General features: G+C 61.2%; 18 protein-coding genes. 11 read left to right on the top strand and 7 right to left on the bottom strand.

Annotation, left to right across the window (positions count from 1 at the left end):
- Positions 1-3: 3 nt before the first annotated feature.
- Positions 4-1,521 (bottom strand): flagellar filament capping protein FliD, encoded by a 1,518-nt coding sequence (fliD, locus tag PQQ95_RS01625; RefSeq protein ID WP_408434133.1) that lies wholly within the window; start codon positions 1,519-1,521, stop codon positions 4-6.
- A 156-nt stretch (positions 1,522-1,677) separates the two neighbouring features.
- Complete coding sequence (locus PQQ95_RS01630; RefSeq protein WP_408434136.1) at positions 1,678-2,826, bottom strand: flagellin; 1,149 nt, start codon at positions 2,824-2,826, stop codon at positions 1,678-1,680.
- A 268-nt stretch (positions 2,827-3,094) separates the two neighbouring features.
- Between PQQ95_RS01630 and PQQ95_RS01635 the strand changes: the two genes are divergently transcribed.
- Together PQQ95_RS01635 and rpsU are read left to right on the top strand one after the other, a co-directional pair.
- Positions 3,095-4,036, top strand: a complete 942-nt coding sequence (locus PQQ95_RS01635) for an aldo/keto reductase (RefSeq protein WP_408434139.1) — start codon at positions 3,095-3,097, stop codon at positions 4,034-4,036.
- Positions 4,037-4,394: 358 nt separating this feature from the next.
- Entirely contained in the window at positions 4,395-4,607 is a 213-nt protein-coding gene (gene rpsU / locus PQQ95_RS01640) for a 30S ribosomal protein S21 (RefSeq protein WP_006050883.1), read from the top strand.
- 252 nt (positions 4,608-4,859) lie between these two features.
- Here rpsU and PQQ95_RS01645 read toward each other — a convergent pair whose 3' ends face one another.
- Entirely contained in the window at positions 4,860-5,456 is a 597-nt protein-coding gene (locus tag PQQ95_RS01645) for a DNA-3-methyladenine glycosylase I (RefSeq protein ID WP_408434142.1), read from the bottom strand.
- 140 nt (positions 5,457-5,596) lie between these two features.
- Between PQQ95_RS01645 and PQQ95_RS01650 the strand changes: the two genes are divergently transcribed.
- Together PQQ95_RS01650 and PQQ95_RS01655 are read left to right on the top strand one after the other, a co-directional pair.
- Positions 5,597-6,478 (top strand): glucosamine kinase nucleotide-binding domain-containing protein, encoded by an 882-nt coding sequence (locus tag PQQ95_RS01650; protein WP_408434145.1) that lies wholly within the window; start codon positions 5,597-5,599, stop codon positions 6,476-6,478.
- 88 nt (positions 6,479-6,566) lie between these two features.
- Entirely contained in the window at positions 6,567-7,388 is an 822-nt protein-coding gene (locus PQQ95_RS01655; RefSeq protein ID WP_408434147.1) for a Cof-type HAD-IIB family hydrolase, read from the top strand.
- A gap of 85 nt (positions 7,389-7,473) precedes the next feature.
- Here PQQ95_RS01655 and PQQ95_RS01660 read toward each other — a convergent pair whose 3' ends face one another.
- The 3 genes from PQQ95_RS01660 to aqpZ form a co-directional block, all read right to left on the bottom strand.
- Positions 7,474-7,770: a PXPV repeat protein gene (locus tag PQQ95_RS01660; protein ID WP_408434150.1), complete on the bottom strand. Its 297-nt coding sequence runs from the start codon at positions 7,768-7,770 to the stop codon at positions 7,474-7,476.
- Between the two features lie 284 nt (positions 7,771-8,054).
- A complete protein-coding gene (locus PQQ95_RS01665; RefSeq protein WP_408434153.1) occupies positions 8,055-8,750 on the bottom strand; it encodes a histidine phosphatase family protein in 696 nt (231 codons plus the stop codon).
- Between the two features lie 167 nt (positions 8,751-8,917).
- Positions 8,918-9,658: an aquaporin Z gene (gene aqpZ / locus PQQ95_RS01670; RefSeq protein WP_408434155.1), complete on the bottom strand. Its 741-nt coding sequence runs from the start codon at positions 9,656-9,658 to the stop codon at positions 8,918-8,920.
- A 289-nt stretch (positions 9,659-9,947) separates the two neighbouring features.
- Here aqpZ and PQQ95_RS01675 point away from each other — a divergent pair, with 289 nt between their 5' ends.
- Complete coding sequence (locus tag PQQ95_RS01675) at positions 9,948-10,250, top strand: H-NS histone family protein (protein ID WP_115781349.1); 303 nt, start codon at positions 9,948-9,950, stop codon at positions 10,248-10,250.
- Positions 10,251-10,554: 304 nt separating this feature from the next.
- Here the strand turns inward: PQQ95_RS01675 and PQQ95_RS01680 are convergent, their stop codons facing one another.
- Entirely contained in the window at positions 10,555-11,619 is a 1,065-nt protein-coding gene (locus PQQ95_RS01680; protein WP_408434158.1) for a glycosyltransferase family 4 protein, read from the bottom strand.
- 704 nt (positions 11,620-12,323) lie between these two features.
- Between PQQ95_RS01680 and flhD the strand changes: the two genes are divergently transcribed.
- The 6 genes from flhD (at position 12,324) to cheA (ending at position 18,258) form a co-directional block, all read left to right on the top strand.
- Positions 12,324-12,644 carry a flagellar transcriptional regulator FlhD gene (gene flhD, locus PQQ95_RS01685; RefSeq protein WP_006050893.1) on the top strand — a complete coding sequence of 107 codons (321 nt, stop codon included), beginning with the start codon at positions 12,324-12,326 and terminating at the stop codon, positions 12,642-12,644.
- A 51-nt stretch (positions 12,645-12,695) separates the two neighbouring features.
- The gene (gene flhC, locus PQQ95_RS01690; RefSeq protein ID WP_408434161.1) at positions 12,696-13,256 is read left to right on the top strand and encodes a flagellar transcriptional regulator FlhC; all 561 of its coding nucleotides are present in this window, start codon (positions 12,696-12,698) and stop codon (positions 13,254-13,256) included.
- 248 nt (positions 13,257-13,504) lie between these two features.
- Positions 13,505-14,365, top strand: a complete 861-nt coding sequence (gene motA, locus PQQ95_RS01695; protein ID WP_073427790.1) for a flagellar motor stator protein MotA — start codon at positions 13,505-13,507, stop codon at positions 14,363-14,365.
- Between the two features lie 21 nt (positions 14,366-14,386).
- Positions 14,387-15,394 carry a flagellar motor protein MotB gene (gene motB, locus PQQ95_RS01700; RefSeq protein WP_408434163.1) on the top strand — a complete coding sequence of 336 codons (1,008 nt, stop codon included), beginning with the start codon at positions 14,387-14,389 and terminating at the stop codon, positions 15,392-15,394.
- Between the two features lie 84 nt (positions 15,395-15,478).
- On the top strand, positions 15,479-15,856 hold the full coding sequence (locus tag PQQ95_RS01705) for a response regulator (RefSeq protein WP_408434166.1): 378 nt from the start codon (positions 15,479-15,481) through the stop codon (positions 15,854-15,856).
- 98 nt (positions 15,857-15,954) lie between these two features.
- The gene (gene cheA, locus PQQ95_RS01710; RefSeq protein WP_408434169.1) at positions 15,955-18,258 is read left to right on the top strand and encodes a chemotaxis protein CheA; all 2,304 of its coding nucleotides are present in this window, start codon (positions 15,955-15,957) and stop codon (positions 18,256-18,258) included.
- Positions 18,259-18,332: the final 74 nt, after the last annotated feature.

An 18,332-nucleotide genomic window follows, 5' to 3' on the forward strand; every position in this document is an offset into this window, starting at 1 on the left:
GACTTAGGTGTTATTGGCGGAGGCCAGCGCACCTGCGCTGTTGGCGCCGCCGAACAGGGCGGTCAGGTATTGCGAATTGTTGTTCATCGTCGCCATCAGCGTGTCGAGCGCGGTGAACTGCGCCTGATACTGGCTCGTCAGTTGAGCAGTGTAGTCAGCGAGCGCGCTTTGCTGCGTGGTGATGCTTTTCAGATCGGTGTTCAGCGCGGTATTGCGCGTATCGATCAGCCCACCGGTCTGCGTGAAGTTGGTGATGCTGGTGTTCAACTGCTCGGCGATGCCGTTGGTCGAGTTGAAGAGCGAGGCGACGGTTGCCGGGCTGCTCGTCAGCGCGGTGCTCAGCGCCGTGTTGTCGACCACCATTGTGCCGTCCGCCGGGTCGTCCTTCAGCGTAATGCCGATCGCAGCCAGCGTGGTGCCCGTGGCGCCCGAGCCGACCGCGCCGCCGACGATGTTGGCCAGCGTGTTCTGGATCGTCTGTATCGTCGAGTCGCCCAACAGCGGGCCTTGCGAAGTGGACGAGGCGTTGTATGACGTCAGCGTCGACATCGTCGTGACGACGGTGTTGTAGAGGCTGACGAAATTGTTGATCGCGGTGCTTTCCGCTGTGGTGTCCGCAGCGATGTTCAGCGTTTGCGTGGTGCCCACAGACGCCGCGGCCAGATTCAGCGTGACGCCGGCAATGGCGCTCGTTACCGAGTTACTTGAACTGCTGGCTGCGATTCCGCCGACCGTGAACTCCGCGTCCTGGGCATAGCCGCTTTGCGTCCAGGCGTTGCTCGAATTCGCCGATACGATTGACGATTGGCCGCCCGTGGTGCTCGCGGTCGAGGTCACACCGAGGCTCGACAGGCCGGTATCGGTGGTGATGTTGCTAGTCGAGACGTTGATGACGTTGGCTGCGCCGGAATTCGCCGCGCGCAGCACAAGGTGGGCGCCATCCGAGCCCGTTACGATGGTCGCCGTGACGCCGGGATTGCCGCTACCGGAATTGATCGCAGCGGCAATGCCGGAGAGCGTGTTATTGGTGCTGTCGACGTTGATATTCATCGACTGGCTGCCGAGCGAAACCGTCAGCGTGCCGGTGCCCAACTGGGTCGTGGCGCCGAAGGCTGCCGACGACAAGGCCTGCGAGCTGGCGATTTGCGTCACCGCGACCGAGTAGCTGCCGGCCACGGCGCCCGCACCTGCCGTCGCCGTCAGACCGGTGCCGGTGGTGGTTGCCGCGAACGTCGACAGCGTGGTGCCGTTGGCGAGGTTCGCGACACTCGCCTGCAGCGCGCTCAACGCGGAACTCAGGGCGCCGTACGCGGACAACGTGGTGCTATCCGTGGTTTGTTGCGCCGACAGCGCCGCGGCTTGTCCTGCGGTCTTCGCGTTCACGAGAGCCGTAACGAGCGTCCCCACGTCCATCGACGTATTGCCGGTCGAGCCGCTGATGATCGATTGCGCGGCCGACTGCAGCGCAGCATTGGCCGCGGCGGTTGACGCAGCAGAAGACGTGTTTGAGATCGAGGACATGCGGAAGCTCCAGGCGTCTAGGAATCTGTATTGGGTGGTGCGCGATGCTACATCACTTCATGATGGGAATGCACAGCGGGAGGCATGCCTCCCGTTGTTTGAAACCCGGTGATGCGCCGCACTCGCGCGCGGCGCATCACCTTACTGCGTCAGCTCTTATTGCAGGAGCTTCAGAACTTGCTGCGGGTTCGAGTTAGCTTGCGCCAACACCGAGATACCCGCTTGTTGCAGCACTTGCGCCTTGCTCAGGTTCGCCGTTTCTTGTGCGAAGTTGGCGTCCGTGATTTGCGATTGTGCCGACGACAGGTCGGTCGATTCAGCTTGCTGCGACGTCGAGATTGCCGTAAAGCGGTTTTGTGCGGCACCCAGCGCTGCTTGCAGGTTGTTGACGGTCTGCAGTGCGTTGTCGATGGAGACCATTGCTTCGTTCGCGCCGGTGACCGTGCTGATGTTCAGGTTCGAAACGTTCGGCGGGTTGTTGATCGCGTTGATCTGGTTGATCGATGCGGTTGCAACGCCGGAAGCGGTCGCACCCATCGCCGTAGCCAGGGTGGCGTTCAGCGTCAGGTTGGTGATTGCCGTGCCCGAACCTGCTGCCGTACCAGCCGAGAAGATGTTGGCAACTGCGCCCGACGAAATAGCCTGGTTGTTCTGGTCGGTGAAGGTGTAGCCGCCCTTACCGTCCGACAGCACGTTGACCGACGTGATCGTCGCGCCCGTGCTGGTGTACGTGCCGGCCGCATTCGTGCTGACAGTGACCGTGCCGACCGTTTGACCCGTTTGCACCAGGCCGCCACCGATCTTCGCTGCCGACATCGATTGGCTCAGGTCCAGGCTGATGGTCTGGCCAACGTTCGCGCCGACCTGGAACGTCACGCTGCCTGCCGAGCCGTCCAGAATGTTCGTGCCGTTGTACGTCGTTTGCGACGCGATACGGTTCACTTCCGAGATCTGTGCCGAAACTTCCTGTTGCAGTGCTGCCTGGTCGCTTGCCGACAGCGTGCCGGTCGATGCTTGCACGGCCAGTTGGCGGATACGTTGCAGGCTCGACGTCAGCGACGACAGTGCGCTCGATGCGGTTTGAATCATCGACACGCCGTCATTCGCATTCGACACGCCTTGGTTCAGGCCGTTGATCTGCGTTTGCATACGCGTCGAGATTGCCAGACCTGCTGCATCGTCAGCTGCGCTGTTGATGCGCTTGCCCGACGACAGACGGGTGATGGCTTGCGAAAGGGCGCTTTGCGAGCCATTGAGGTTTTGCTGTGCAACCAGCGAGTTGATGTTGCTATTGATTCCGAGCATGAAAATCTCCTAAATAAGCCTTGAGCCCAATACGCCACGTTGGCATCGGCGGAAGCACTCGTTCATTGCTGGCCGCCTCAGTGAAGGTTGACGGCGCGTCTTAAAAAAACTTGAGGAACTTTGTGCAATAGCGACCCAATTGTTTTTGCGGCCGGTTGGGCGGCCACCCGTCTGTAAGCCGCTTGCAGCCTTATTCGGGGGATCCACTGCAGCTATTGAAAAGACGGCGTATTCTCGGTTTTTTCTTGTGGCAAACCTTGGAGAAATCATGCAAAAGCGCCGGATTGGACGTTCTGAATTAGAGGTCGCGCCGCTTATGTTCGGCGGCAATGTATTTGGCTGGACTGCCGATGAAGCAACCTCGTTTTCGATCCTGGATGCATTTGTCGATGCCGGACTCGACTTCATCGATACCGCCGATGTCTATTCCGTGTGGGTGCCGGGTAACCAAGGCGGCGAATCGGAAACCATCATCGGTAAATGGTTCAGGCAGAGCGGCAAGCGGGACAGGATCGTGCTCGCCACCAAGGTTTCCAAGCACCCGCAGCGCAAAGGCTTGTCGGCGGCGAACATTCAGGCGGCGGTCGAGGATTCGCTGCGGCGCTTGCAGACCGATTACATCGACGTCTATTTTTCTCACGACGACGACACCGAAACGCCTTTGGCCGAAACCCTCGGCGCCTATCAGAAGCTGATCGAGGCGGGCAAGGTGCGGGTGATCGGCGCATCGAACTACAGCGGCGCGCGCGTCGAAGAGGCGCTCGCTGTGTCCCGCCAGAATGGATTGCCCGAGTATCAACTGTTGCAGCCTGAGTACAACCTGTACGACCGCGCGGAGTACGAGCGTGACATCGAGCCAGTGGCGCTCGCCAATCAGCTCGGCGTGGTGGTGTATTACAGTCTTGCAAGTGGCTTTCTGTCCGGCAAGTACCGTTCGAAGGCGGATCTGGCCAACAAGGCGCGCGGTAGCCGGGTCGAAAAGTATCTGAACGAGCGCGGGTTGCGGATTCTGAAGGCACTCGACCGGGTCGCCGACCAGCACGGCAGTACGCCGGCCACGGTCGCACTGGCATGGCTGATTGCCCGCCCGAGTGTAACGGCCCCAATTGCCAGCGCGACCTCGGTCGAGCAGCTCAAAAGCCTCGCCGCCGCTGTTCATCTAATGTTGACCGGCGCCGATATCCGGGAACTGGACGAGGCGAGCGCCTGATTGCGCACGGGACCTGGCGCAATCGCTAAACCCCTGGTAGGATGGGGAGTTTCCTGATATCATCGGGAGTGAATTGAGATCTTTGCCTGTTTCGTCAATGTTTTTCATTGATGAAAGGTTGGCGAAACGGCAACAGGCGCGGCGTATGCGTTACGTCTGTCCGCGTTCCGCGGTGAACTCCCCACCTCTCTTTTCCGGCCTCCGTGGCCGTTATGCCTCTCGTTTCATTCGTGGTTTGGCCGGGATTTTTCCCGCGTTTGCCTGTTACTGGCCATGAATCGGAACGACCGGAGGGCCGGCGCGTGAGCGGTATCCGCCACGCAATTTACCCCTATCAAGTGATTGAGTTAGGAATTACATGACGACGATTCTTCTGAAAGAAAACGAGCCGTTCGAAGTGGCGATTCGCCGCTTTCGTCGCGCAATCGAAAAGAATGGCCTGATCGCTGAACTGCGTGAGCGCCAATCGTACGAAAAGCCGACTACGGCACGTAAGCGCAAGAAGGCTGCTGCTGTGAAGCGCCTGCACAAGCGCCTGCGCAGCCAGATGCTGCCGAAAAAGCTGCACTAAGCACGTTTTTTCGCGCTGCATTTCGCGCACTGCACGCCGAACGGCGGTGTGAGCTTCGAAAGAAGCCACATCGCCGTTTTGCTTTTGGGGTGTTCGTTTTGCGTCGCGCATTTAGCGCGGCCGTGAAGCTCATTACGGCTGCGGTTGTTTGCCCGCGTGAAAAGCGTAGAAGGGCTTTACCGGCGCGCCGATGATTGCGCTGCGACGCGAGCGGCGCCTCCACCGCGCCAGGCGCTAGCGACTACTGCCGCCTCAGCCGGCTTTGCGATTGCGCCCTTTCTTGCCAAGCGCCGCACATCGCGCGCGGCACATGCAGCTTGCCTCATGGTCATTCACCATGCCGACCGCCTGCATGAACGCGTAGCAGATCGTCGAGCCCACGAACTTGCAGCCGTAGCGTTTCAGCCCCTTGCTGAGCGCGTCCGAAATCTCGGTCGATGCAGGCGCCTGCTTATACGACGCCCAATCGTTCTGGATCGGCGTCTGATCGACGAACGACCATACGAAGTTGGCGAGCGAGCCGTGCTCGGCCTGAATCTGCTGGACGGCACGCGCATTGGTAATGGCTGACTCGATCTTGCCGCGATGGCGCACGATACTTTCGTCCAGCACCAGCGCATCGACATGTTTCTGCGTAAAGCGCGCGACCTTGTCGATGTCAAAGTCGGCGAAGGCGCGGCGATAGCCGGTGCGTTTGTTGAGAATCGTCGACCATGACAAACCCGCCTGCGCGCCTTCAAGAACCAGCAGTTCGAACAAGTGCTGATCGTCGCGCGAAGGCACACCCCATTCGGTGTCGTGGTAGTGTGCGAGCGCTTCGCTCGATACCCAGTTGCATCGCTGTGTCACCTTCGCGCTCCCGCGTTGTCGTGTCGTCCGTCAGCATAGCGGAAGCCGCGCGTGCTGCAAGCTGGCCATTCGGCCGATTGCGGGATTGAAACTGACCTGCCACGCTATGCGTTATTCACCACTTGAACTCACTCGATTCGATGAATAAAGACCTCTTTCTGATCGGCATTGACGGCGGCGGCAGTGGCACGCGGATCGTACTCGGCGACGCGCAGGGCCGTGAACTGGCGCAGGCGGCGAGCGGGCCCTCGGGTCTGGGCCTTGGCGTGGAGCGCGCATGGCAGGCCATAGCGGCTGGCTGCGCCGACGCATTCGCACGTGCCGGTGTGCCGCTGAACTGGGCGCGCTGCGTACTCGGTTGCGGATTGGCAGGGGTCAACAATCGCGACTGGCTGGCCGCGTTTCGCGCGCAGGCGCCCGCGGTAGCCGGGCTTGCGGTGGAAAGCGATGTGTACACCACCTTGCTTGGCGCGCACGGCGGCGAGCATGGCGTGGTCGTCGCGCTTGGCACCGGCAGTCAGGCGGCCGTGCTTGACGCCAATGGCGAATGCCGGGTCGCCGGCGGCTTCGGTTATCCGTCGGGCGACGAAGCAAGCGGTGCCTGGCTCGGGCTGCGGGCCGTCGTGCACGCGCAGCAGGCGCTCGACGGGCGTGTGCCCGACGACGATCTGGCGCAGGCGCTCCTCGCCCATACCGGCGCGTGTGACCGCGACAGTCTGGTGGTCTGGCTGTGCGAAGCCAATCAGACGGCTTATGCAAGGCTCGCTCCGATCGTCATTGCGCATCGCACGCATCCGTTCGCGGCGCATTTGCTCGGCGAGGCCGGCGTGGAAGTGGGCAAGATGATTGCCGCGCTCGACCCTTCGGCGACCTTGCCGGTCGCGCTGTGCGGCGGTCTCGGCGCACCTTTGCGCGAGTATGTGCCGCAGCTCTATCAAGGCCGCCTGCGCGAGCCGTTGGCGGACTCGGCACATGGGGGATTACAGTTGGCGCAGCGCGAAGCGGTTCGCCTCGCCGGTTGAGAATCGACCGGGCGCGCCGGATGCAATCTCGCGGAGGCGGCGCGCAACGGTAAAATGCATCCTTTGACGCTGCCCGGCTGCTCACACTATGTATAAAGTCATTGCCACGGATCTCGACGGCACGCTGCTCAACGCCGACCACCAGGTGGACCCGTTCACGATCGCCACCGTGCGTAAGCTGGAAAGCGACGGACTGCACTTCGTGATCGCCACGGGGCGCCACTACTGCGACGTGGCGGGCATTCGCGACCTGCTGGGCATCAATCCCTATCTGATCACGTCGAACGGTGCCCGCATTCATGCGCCAGACAACACGGTGATTCACGCCGATGATCTGCCTCCGGCCATCGTGCAGCGGCTGGTGCAGCCCGAAATCGCCGGCGCGCATGGCCGCGTGATCGTCAACCTGTTCGCCGACCAGGCGTGGCTAATCGACCGGGATGCGCCCGACCTGCTGAAATTCCATCAGGATTCCGGCTTCACCTACGAGGTGAGCGATCTGCCGAAGCATGACGGCGTCGATATCGCCAAGGTTCTTTACATCGGGGATCCCGCCGATCTCGCACAGATCTCGGCCAACCTGGCGCGCGAATTCGGCGACGCGCTGTACGTTACCTATTCGCTGCCGGATTGCCTGGAAGTGATGACGTCGAACGTATCGAAAGGGCGTGCCTTGCAGATCGTGCTCGAGCGCCTCGGTGTCGACGCCTCGCAATGCGTGGCGTTCGGCGACAACATGAACGATATCGACCTGCTGGAGACCGCCGGGCATCCGTTCATGATGAACAATGCCAACCCCGACCTCATCACGCGTTTGCCGAACGTGCCGCGTATCGGCAACAACTTCGAAGCGGGCGTCGCGCATCATCTGCACAAGCTTTTCTCGCTCGACGGCGAACTGACGTCCTGAAAACAGACCGGCCCGTATCCTTTTTAGTGGATGCGGGCCGGTTGTTCGCGTGTCGGCGCGCCCTACGACCTACCGGGCGCCAGGATTAGTCGCGCCATCCGCCGCGGCGATCGCCACGGTCATCGTGACCCCAGCGGCGGCCGTTATGACCCCAACCGCGGTTATCCCGATGACCGTCGCGATAATAGCCGCCGCGGTCGTAGCGATGGTCCCAGCCGCCGTAATACACCGGCTGGGGTGCTACGTAGACGGGTGCAGGCTGCGCATAAACCGGTGCCCCGAGCGAAAGGCCAATATTCAGATCCGTATGCGCTTGCGCGACACCGCATGCGCCCGCTGCGAGTCCAGCAGCAACCAGCAAGTGAGTGACGATGCGTTTCATGTTGTTCTCCTGTGAGGCGACGTATGTTTGTCGCACAGGAGCAATCTACGCATTCCGGTGGCGGGCTGCTGCGACGAGATGTTACGGACTGCAAGCGTCGTGCAGGATTTGAAAGGCTATAGAAGGAACCTTCGAACCCGGCACGCAGGACGCGCTTTCGGCTCGAAGCCCTGCCATATAAGGCTTTACGGCCTCTTGGGAGAAATTGCCGTCCCGTTGCCGCCGCCCCATGCCGAAATCGGACAGCCGTGGCCGTAATGACGGCTTACATCTGTATTACTCAATTAATCAGCCGAGCTTGCCGAAGCGCCCGCCGCAGCCGCAGAAGGCGCACCCGGCAGTGCCGCGCATGGACAATCCGCAGCGCGGCCGTTCAGCCCCTGGTGGTCAAGTTTGAATGTGGCGCGGGCCGTACCGTTTTGCCAGTCGAGGTGAACGATATAAATACTGTCGAAGTCGTCGCTGTGCCAGTTGGGGACATCGGCGGCATTGCCACCATGCGTGCTCATCATCTGACGCAACAACTTCACGATCAGCTTGTGCTCCCACGCAACGACAATCAGCTTATTGCGATTGGCCGGATTGACGAGCGTTGTGCCGAGCTGGTCGATCTGGGCGAAGCCGTACGGCGTTTGCACGGGCATCTGGAACTGGATGGCGGTCGGTTCGATGGTCGCAAGCGGCCGAACATAGTAATAGGGATGGCCACTGTCATCCTTTTGCTGGCCGGGATCGGGCGCGTAGATCGCATCCGGTTTGCCGAACTTGGCGGCGATCACTGCCGGCAACGCCAACGCGCGATTGAGGCCCTGACAGTTGAGCTGGCCGTAACCCTTGGCGGGTTTCTCGCCGTGACGCACGAATACGAGTGTTTCGGTATTGCTGTCCGCCGCATGGGCCGCGGGTAATGCCAGTAGACCAGCACACAAACTGCCGATGGAGAGTGCGACGCCATGCAGGAATCCGCGGAAACGGGTCATCGGTAGCACCTGTGCGAGCTTGGGAAGTCGCACGATTCTAGCAGCGGGCCATTCGCGGCCACTGGGTCACCCGCGCATCGTGCGCACAAAAACGAAACGGGCGCCGTAGCGCCCGCTTTGACTGCCTGGGATATGCACACACCCGGCACACCCGGCGCACTCGCTGATTAGTCGAGTGCCAGTTCCTGCGAATTGCCGCGGCGGCTTTCGGCGACGAGCGGGTACAGCACGCCTGCGATCACTGCGCCGATAATCGGTGCGACCCAGAACATCCACAGTTGATCCACCGCCGCACCGCCCACGAACAGAGCCGGACCGGTCGAGCGAGCCGGGTTGACCGACGTATTGGTGACCGGAATCGAGATCAGGTGAATCAGCGTCAGGCACAGCCCAATGGCGATGGGCGCGAAACCGGCCGGCGCGCGCTTGTCGGTCGCGCCGAGGATGACGAACAGGAAGAAGCCGGTCATCACCACTTCGCAAATGAACGCGGCCGCGAGCGAGTAGTGGCCCGGCGAGCGTTCACCATAACCGTTGCTTGCGAAACCACTGGCGACGAGGTCGAACCCCGGCTTGCCCGATGCGATCAACGACAGCACCAGCGCGCCCAGCACCGCGCCGATCACTTGCGCGACGATATACGGCAGCAGGTCGCGGGCCGGGAAGCGGCCGGCGACGGTCAGGCCGACGCTTACCGCCGGATTCAGGTGGCAGCCGGAGACGTGGCCGATCGCATACGCCATGGTCAGGACGGTCAGCCCGAATGCGAACGCGACGCCCACGAAACCGATGCCCAGACCGTGGACCGGGCCGGCGAAGTTAGCGGCGAGGACGGCGCTGCCGCAGCCCCCGAGCACGAGCCAGAAGGTGCCGAACAGCTCGGCAGCAAGGCGCTTTGACAACTGCATGATTGGTAATCCTAAAATGTTCGACGCGGGAAGCGGCATGAATGCTAAGCGCGGGTTCAAGCCATTGAGCGCGTAATTCTAGGGAAAGACAGCCAGATTAGGTGTCAAGAATTGTCAATGTGGAGTCGCCTTTACCTATTATTTCCGGATAAAAATTGCGTTTTACAATTCATCGAAGCTTAATAATTATCAGAGGATTTCTTCCTAAATCGGTATTATTGTCCATTGCGAATTTTTATAATTGCAGCTAGTCTGCGAGCGAATGAGTTCTAAAAAGGGGAGAACCGATATGTCTCAATATGCAGACCTCAAGGCGCAGATTGCCAAATTGCAGGCACAAGCAGATGAAGCCCGGCGTACTGAAATCGACAATGTTGTCGCCGACATCCGCCAAAAGATCGCTGAATACGGTCTGACCGCGCAAGACCTTGGCTTTGCGGTGGCCGCCAAGCGTGGCCGCCCGCCGAAGAAGGCGCCACTGCCGGCCAAGTACCAGGATCCGAAATCGGGTAATACCTGGAGCGGGCGCGGCAAACCGCCAAAGTGGATTGTCGGCAAGAATCGCGAACGCTTTCTGATTGGCGCGGCCTGAATGCCAGCGGTTCGGGCGAAAGCCAACTGAAGGTTGATCGGTGGCGGGTTGTTTATTCGCATTGCGCTAATCCGGGATGGGAGCGCATCCACGGCTGCATTAAAAAAAGCCGCCCTTGAGAGGCGGCTTTTCCGTAGTCGAAGCGGGTTAACTCTAGCTAACCGCTCGCGCAAACGATTCACCAGGCAAATTTACTCATGATTGGCGTGCGAATCGGAAAACGGCGTAAGCGGCAGAAGCACCGCTTAAGCGGCTGAGCGCATAAAAAACGTCAGCCGCTTAAGCATGGTGCTCAAGTCACCGTTCAACCCACCGCGACCTGGCGCAACATCGGGCGGCGCGTCGCTTCGATCAGTGCCGAATAGCCGTCCACATAATTCTGAGCCATCGTTTTCGAGCTGAAGCGGCGTTCGAACTGCGCGCGAATCTCAGTGCGTGACAGTTCGTCCAGACGCTGTAGCGCGGCTACTGCACCTTGAACGTCCTCGACGATGTAGCCGGTCACGCCATGGTCGATCACCTCCGGTACCGAACCGCGATTGAAGGCGATCACCGGCGTGCCGCACGCCATCGATTCGATCATCACGAGGCCGAACGGCTCCGACCAGTCGATCGGGAATAGCAGCGCCTTGGCGCCCGACAGGAACTCAGGCTTCTGCGCCTCGTTGATTTCGCCGACGAACTCCACGTGCGCCATGGAGAGCAACGGTTCGATTTCCTTCTTGAAGTATTCCTGGTCGACCTTGTCCACCTTGGCGGCGATCTTCAGCGGCAAACCGCTTTGTGCAGCGATCTTGATAGCTGTATCGACGCGCTTCTCAGGACAGATACGGCCGAGGAACGCCAGGTATTCCGGCTTCTTGTGCGTTTGCGGCGTGAGCAATTGCTCCGGCAGGCCGTGGTAAATCGTGTTCAGCCAGTTCGCCTGGGGCAGCGGCGCGCGCTGCGAATCCGAGATCGACACCACCGGCACATTCGAGAACGCATCGAACACCGGTTGCAGTTCCGGCAAGTCCAGACGGCCGTGAAGCGTCGTCACGAACGGCGTGTCCATGGTGGTGAAGAGCGGAAACGGCATGTAGTCGAGGTGAAAGTGCAGCACGTCGAACTCATGCGCGACCTTGCGCACCTTTTCCATCATCAGGACGTGCGGAGCCAGCGCATCGCGGATCGTCGGATCGAGGCGCAACGCACGAGGCCAGCAGGCTTCCAGGTTCGCGGAAGTGACCGAGTCGCCGCTCGCAAACAGCGTGACGTCGTGACCGAGGTCGACCAGCGCTTCAGTCAGATACGAGACGACGCGTTCGGTGCCTCCGTAGAGTTTCGGCGGGACAGCTTCATACAGCGGCGCAATTTGTGCGATTCGCATGCGTTTCTCCTGTTCAAAACGGCTTCGCACAGCGGCGCTCGGGTCGAGCGAGGAGCGAATGCCTGACGGACGGTTGGGCGCGGTAAGCCGCCGCCCGGGGGTGATCCGAACCTGCATCGGGTAATCCCTTAGCTTCATTATCAGGATCGGCCGCGCCAATTCGAGTTATTTTTCAAACGCTTAATGTTGTTACAGCGCGAAACATGATGCGTTACAGGTCGGCAGGAGGCGCTGCGCATAGCCGACGAGCCCAACGGGGATAGGTATTCAAACGCCTAAGAAACGGTAGCAAGGAGCGGTCCCGGAACTGAAATACGGCCCTACGCCACGCGTGTTGCGCAGAAGTGAAAACGTCTTATAATTCTTTCTCACCGCTCCAAGGTGCGGATCGTGAGTCGCTCAAGACTCACCATTTGGCTCACCGTTCTGCTGAAGAATTAGCCAAGACGCATCGCCAGTCCCAAGCTGCGCGCCCCTTCGCCAAGTCCCACCTCGTTTTTGCTCCCGCCATGTAGGAAAAATTCCTACACAAATGACGGATTTATCCGTCAGACAGGCAGGGTGTCTGTCCGATTTTCGTCCGTCCCCCCTTTCGACACAATGCTCGCAAGACCAGAAGCGAGCCGATTCGTGCGGTTTAAGTGCGCGCGTTCGAGCAAACGTTTTCGTAACGGCCTGACCAGCCAGATACACCCGGGGGAATCATGAGCGCGACAAGCGAAATGCTCAATGAGATCAGAGAAGTCAACCTGTCTTATCTCCTGCTCGCCCAGCGTCTGCTGCGCGAAGACAAGCCGATGGGCATGTTTCGCATGGGGATTTCGGACCAGTTGGCCGACGTGCTCGCCAATCTGTCGTTGGCGCAGACCGTGAAGCTGGCGGCGTCCAATCAGGTGTTGTGCCGTTTCCGTTTCGATGACCATGCCGTGCTGTCCGCCCTTGCGGACAAAGGCAAATCCAGCGCCGTGGCCCAGGCGCATTCCGCGATCCTGATGGCAAGCCAGCCAGTCGAGCAACTCGGCTGATGGTCGCTTTTTGTTCCAATAAGGCGATCAGGACGGGGGAAATGCAAGCGGATGGCATATAAAAGCGTGGTGCAGGAAGTCAGGGAAATTACCCTGGCCATCGAGCTGATCGAACTCGGCGCGCGTTTGCAATTGCTGGAAGCGGAAACCAGTCTGTCGCGCGACCGGCTTATCAAGCTGTACAAGGAGTTGAAAGGGGTGTCGCCGCCCAAGGGCATGCTGCCGTTTTCGACCGACTGGTTCATGACCTGGCAGCCGAACTTTCACTCATCGCTGTTCTACAACATCTACCGTTTCATGGCCGGCCACGGCGGCTGTCTGACGATCCAGTCGATCGTGAAGAGCTACCGGCTCTATCTGGAACATGTCCAGTTGCACGACGACGAACCGGTGCTCAGCCTCACGCGCGCCTGGACGCTGGTGCGTTTCTTCGACTCCGGAATGCTGCAAATGACGACCTGCTGCCGGTGCGGCGGACATTTTGTCGCGCATGCCCACGATCCGCAGCATGCGTTCGTCTGCGGGCTGTGCCAGCCGCCGTCGCGCGCGGGTAAGACAAAGAAATTTGCCGACGCCCGGGCCCGCGAAAGCCTCGCCGCGCTCGAAATTTGAGCCGCAGGGGGCGCCGGCCCACGGCGAGCAAAGCCGCGCTGCGCCGTGCCTACGCCGTTATGCGCGTCGATAACCCCACGCGGCAGGCCTTCCAGCCCGATCACCCGGCACCGGGCCTTGCCCGGCCGGTTTAACCCGCCTCTGGTTTACACCGGAGCGACGCGCCGCTTTTCCGTCAAAGTTTTCTGCTCCGTTGCCGTAAACCAGATTAACGACGGTCACCGTCGCTTCTTTGTGAGGGCTCGGCAGTGCTGATTTTCGTGGGAACACTCGTGACGCTTTTGTCCGTTTTCGGCGGTTACGCGCTGGAAGGCGGCCATCTTGGCGCGCTGCTGCAGCCCGTCGAAGTGCTGATGATCGTCGGCGCCGGCGTCGGCGCGTTCATTCTCGGCAACGGAATGAAGACCATCAAGGCGACGCTGCGCGTCATTCCAACCCTGTTCAAGGGCGCGAAGTACAACAAGGACGTCTATATGGAGCTGATGGCGCTCCTCTACGTCCTGCTGGCCAAGGCGCGCAAGGAAGGCACGCTGACGCTGGAAGCCGACATCGACGATCCGTCGAAGAGTCCGATCTTCACGCAGTATCCGAAGATCCTGGCCGACAAGCACATCATCGAATTCCTGACCGACTACCTGCGTCTGATGGTGGGCGGCAACATGAACGCGTTCGAGATCGAAAGTCTGATGGACGAGGAGATCGAAACGCATCATCAGGAAGGCGAGGCGCCCGCGCACGCCCTGAACAAGGTCGGCGACGCCATGCCGGCGTTCGGGATCGTGGCCGCGGTGATGGGCGTGGTGCACACCATGGCCTCCGCCGACAAGCCGCCTGCGGTGCTCGGCGAGATGATCGCCCAGGCGCTGGTCGGCACCTTCCTCGGGATTCTGCTTTCGTACGGGCTGATCGGGCCACTCGCGAGCGTTGCCGAACAGCGCGTGACCGAGTCGACCAAGATGTTCCAGTGCATCAAGGTGACGATTCTTGCCAGCCTGAATGGCTATGCGCCGGCGATTGCCGTCGAATTCGGCCGCAAGGTGCTCTTCTCGACTGAACGCCCGTCGTTCGCCGAGCTGGAAGAGCACGTGCGCCGCGTCAAAGCCAAGTAACGGGCGCCGGGAACCGATTCGATGAGCAAGGACAAAGACCGCGCCATTGTCGTCAAGCGCTCCGCGCCGGCGAAGAAAGGCCATCACGGCGGCGCGTGGAAGCTCGCCTATGCGGACTTCATGACCGCGATGATGGCGTTCTTTCTGCTGATGTGGTTGCTGAGTTCGGCTTCCACCGTGCAGTTGAAGGGCATCGCCGATTACTTCAACCAGCCGTTGAAGATCACGTTGTGGGGCGGCGATCGCAGTGCCGAGGACTCAAGCATTCTGAAGGGCGGCGGCCGCGACATTTCGACCGACGCGCAGGGCGTGACGCGCTCGACCGACGGGACGAACAATCGCGCCGAGCGTACGGTCTCCCATAGCAACGACGATTCGGACAAGCAGTCGCAGGGCGAGCTGGAACGCCGCGAGCAGGTCCGTCTGCACGACCTGCAGGTCAAGCTGATGGCCGCGATCGAAGCGAACCCGGTGCTGCGCCAGTTCAAGCAGCAGATCCGCATCGACTCGACGCTGACCGGCCTGCGCATCGAAATCGTCGACTCGCAGAAGCGGCCGATGTTCGCGACCGCGAAAGACGTGGTTGAACCGTACATGCGCGACATCCTGCGCGAAATCGGCCACACGCTGAACGACGTGCCGAACCGCATCATCGTGCAAGGGCACACCGACGCGGCGCAGTACGCCGGCGGCGAGAAGGGCTACAGCAACTGGGAATTGTCCGCGGACCGCGCCAATGCGTCGCGCCGCGAGCTGATCGCGGGCGGCATGGACGAAGCGAAGGTGATGCGCGTGCTCGGCCTCGCGTCGACCCAGAACCTGAACAAGGCGGACCCGATGGACCCGGAAAACCGCCGCATCAGCATCATCGTGCTGAACAAGAAGTCGGAGGAGGCGCTTGACCATGACGACTCCACCACGACCACCTTGTCGGACGACGCAGCCGGCTCCAAGCCGCTGCTGCAAAGGCTTGCGCAACCGGTGACGGTTGCACCGAAGGTGCCGGCGGTAGCGCCGGCGGCCCAGTAACAGACAGCGATCGGCTGGCCGGTCCGTGCGCCCAGGTGGCGCGGACGGCGGGCCGATCCATAGCGTAAGTGCAGCGAGGTTTTCATGATCAGGCACATCCTGGCAATCGACGATTCGGCATCGATGCGGCAAATCCTCGCCGCGACGCTGACGACGGCCGGCTATGAAGTGACACTCGCGGCGGACGGCAATGAAGGGCTCGAAAATGCGCTCGCCATGTCGTTCGATCTCGTGCTGACGGACCAGCACATGCCGGGCAAAACCGGTCTCGATCTGATCACGGCACTGCGCGGCAATCCGGCTTACCAGGCGACACCCATCCTCGTCCTCACGACGGAATCGGGCGAGCCGTTCAAGGCGGCGGCGCGGGCTGCGGGGGCAACCGGCTGGATCGAAAAGCCGCTCGACCCCGACATGTTGACCGAACTGGTCGCGGCATTAGCCGAACCGGACAACGCATGAGCGCCCCATCAGCGCCCCCTTTACACAAGTTATAGAAGCTTTCGACGCGGCGGCACGACAGCCCAAGCCTAGACAGGAACTCTCGCGGTGACCCAGGCATGACACTCGACATCACTCAGTTCTATCAGACCTTCTTCGACGAAGCGGACGAACTGCTCGCGCAGATGGAGCAGTTGCTGCTCAATCTGGATATCGCGCACCCGGACCCCGAAGACCTCGCGGCAATTTTCCGCGCGGCGCATTCGATCAAGGGCGGTGCGGCGACGTTCGGTTTTACCGCGCTGACGGAAACAACCCACATTCTGGAATCGCTGCTCGACCGCGCACGCAATAACGAAATCGTGCTGCGCAAGGACATGATCGATACGTTCCTCGAAACCAAGGACGTGTTGTCGGGCCAGCTCGCCGACTACCGTGCGAGCGCCGAGCCGGATACGGCTGTGGCCAAGGCGATCTGCGCGAAGCTCGAACAGTTGCATGCGGAAAGCCGCCTCGGCGGTGAACCGGCCGCGGCGCCGGCATCGAGCGCGCCGGTTGCGGCGGCACGAGTAGAAGCACAAACAGCAGGTCAAGGCGGGACCCCGCCCGAGCACGTCGTCGAACAGGCGGTGCAGGCGGCGGGTGAATGGACTGACGGCGAACCGGCACAGACCGGGCAAGCCGCGGGTGCCGGTGATGCAGCCGGCCCCCATCTGAAAATTACGCTACGGGGCGTAGGTGAGAAGGACCAGGAACTGCTGTCCGAAGAGCTCGGCAACCTGGGCAACATCGTCGGGCAGGTCAAGAGCGGCGGCGATCTGACGCTGTGGCTCCAGACCGATGTGACCTCCGACGACATCATCGCCGTGTGCTGTTTCGTGATCGACGAAAGTCAGATCTCAATCGGCCGCGGCACCGCACCGGCGGACGAGACGCAGCAAGGCGAACCTGGAACGCCGGACGCTGCCGATTCGACCCCGGCGCAAGCAGTACAGACGGCACACGCAGTTGAGGCGGAGCAGGCAGCATCGTCGGCACCGGCGGCCCACACCGCTGCGCCCGCTCAAGCCGCTACGCACGGACTGTTCGACACCTCGGCGGCTTCGGCCTCCAGCGCGGCGAATACGCCGGCGCCCGCCGCGGCTGCAGCCGCGAGCAGCGCAGCAGCGGCAACCACGGCAACCGCCGAACAGGATCGCAAGGCGGCACGGCCGGCCGCAGCAGCAGGCGGCGCGGAAGGCAGTTCGATTCGCGTCGGCGTCGAGAAGGTCGATCAGTTGATCAACCTGGTCGGCGAACTGGTGATTACGCAGGCGATGTTGGCCGAAACCACCAGCACGTTCGATCCGGCGCTGCACGACCGGCTTTTCAACGGCATGGCGCAACTCGAGCGCAACGCACGCGATCTGCAGGAAGCGGTGATGTCGATCCGCATGATGCCGATGGACTACGTGTTCAGCCGCTTCCCGCGGCTGGTGCGCGATCTGGCGGCGAAACTCGGCAAGGAAGTGGAGCTCGTCACCTTCGGTCAGGCGACCGAACTCGACAAGAGCCTCATTGAACGGATCATCGATCCGTTGACTCACCTTGTACGTAACAGTCTCGACCACGGCATCGAAACCGTGGAAGCGCGGCGTGCGGCGGGTAAGGATGCAACCGGCCAGCTCGTGCTGTCGGCCGCGCATCACGGCGGCAACATCGTCATCGAAGTGAGCGACGACGGCGCCGGTTTGCGTCGCGACAAGATTCTCGCCAAGGCTGCGAAGCAGGGCATGCAGGTCAGCGAGACGATGAGCGACGAAGAAGTCTGGAACCTGATTTTCCTGCCGGGCTTTTCGACGGCGGAACAGGTCACGGACGTCTCGGGCCGCGGCGTCGGCATGGACGTGGTGAAACGGAACATCCAGTCGATGGGTGGTCACGTGGAAATCACGTCGCATGCGGGCAAGGGCAGCACCACGCGCATTGTCCTGCCGCTCACGCTGGCGATTCTCGACGGTATGTCGGTGAAGGTCGGCAACGAGATCTTCATTTTGCCGCTGAACTTCGTGATGGAGTCGCTGCAGCCGCAAGCCGAGGACATCTACACGGTGGCCAACGGCGAACGCGTGGTGCGCGTGCGCGGTGAATATCTGCCGCTCGTCGCGTTGCACGAAGTGTTCAACGTCGACGACGCCAAGCAGGAACCGACGCAGGGCATCGTCACCATCATGCAAACCGAAGGGCGCCGCTTTGCGATGCTGATCGACGAACTGGTGGGGCAGCAGCAGGTGGTCGTGAAGAATCTGGAAACGAATTACCGCAAGGTGCATGGCATTTCCGCCGCAACCATTCTCGGCGACGGCAGTGTCGCGCTGATCGTGGACGTGGCGGCGCTGAATCGCGAAACGCGCCATGCGCACGGTGCGATGAGCCTCGCATGAGATCCGTAACGGCATCCGTCAGGCACGCAGTTTTCGCAACACTCACTCAACTTATTTCATCCCAACCGTTTGGG

This window comes from Paraburkholderia caffeinilytica (assembly GCF_046030355.1).
GTDB classification, from domain to species: Bacteria; Pseudomonadota; Gammaproteobacteria; order Burkholderiales; family Burkholderiaceae; genus Paraburkholderia; species Paraburkholderia caffeinilytica_B.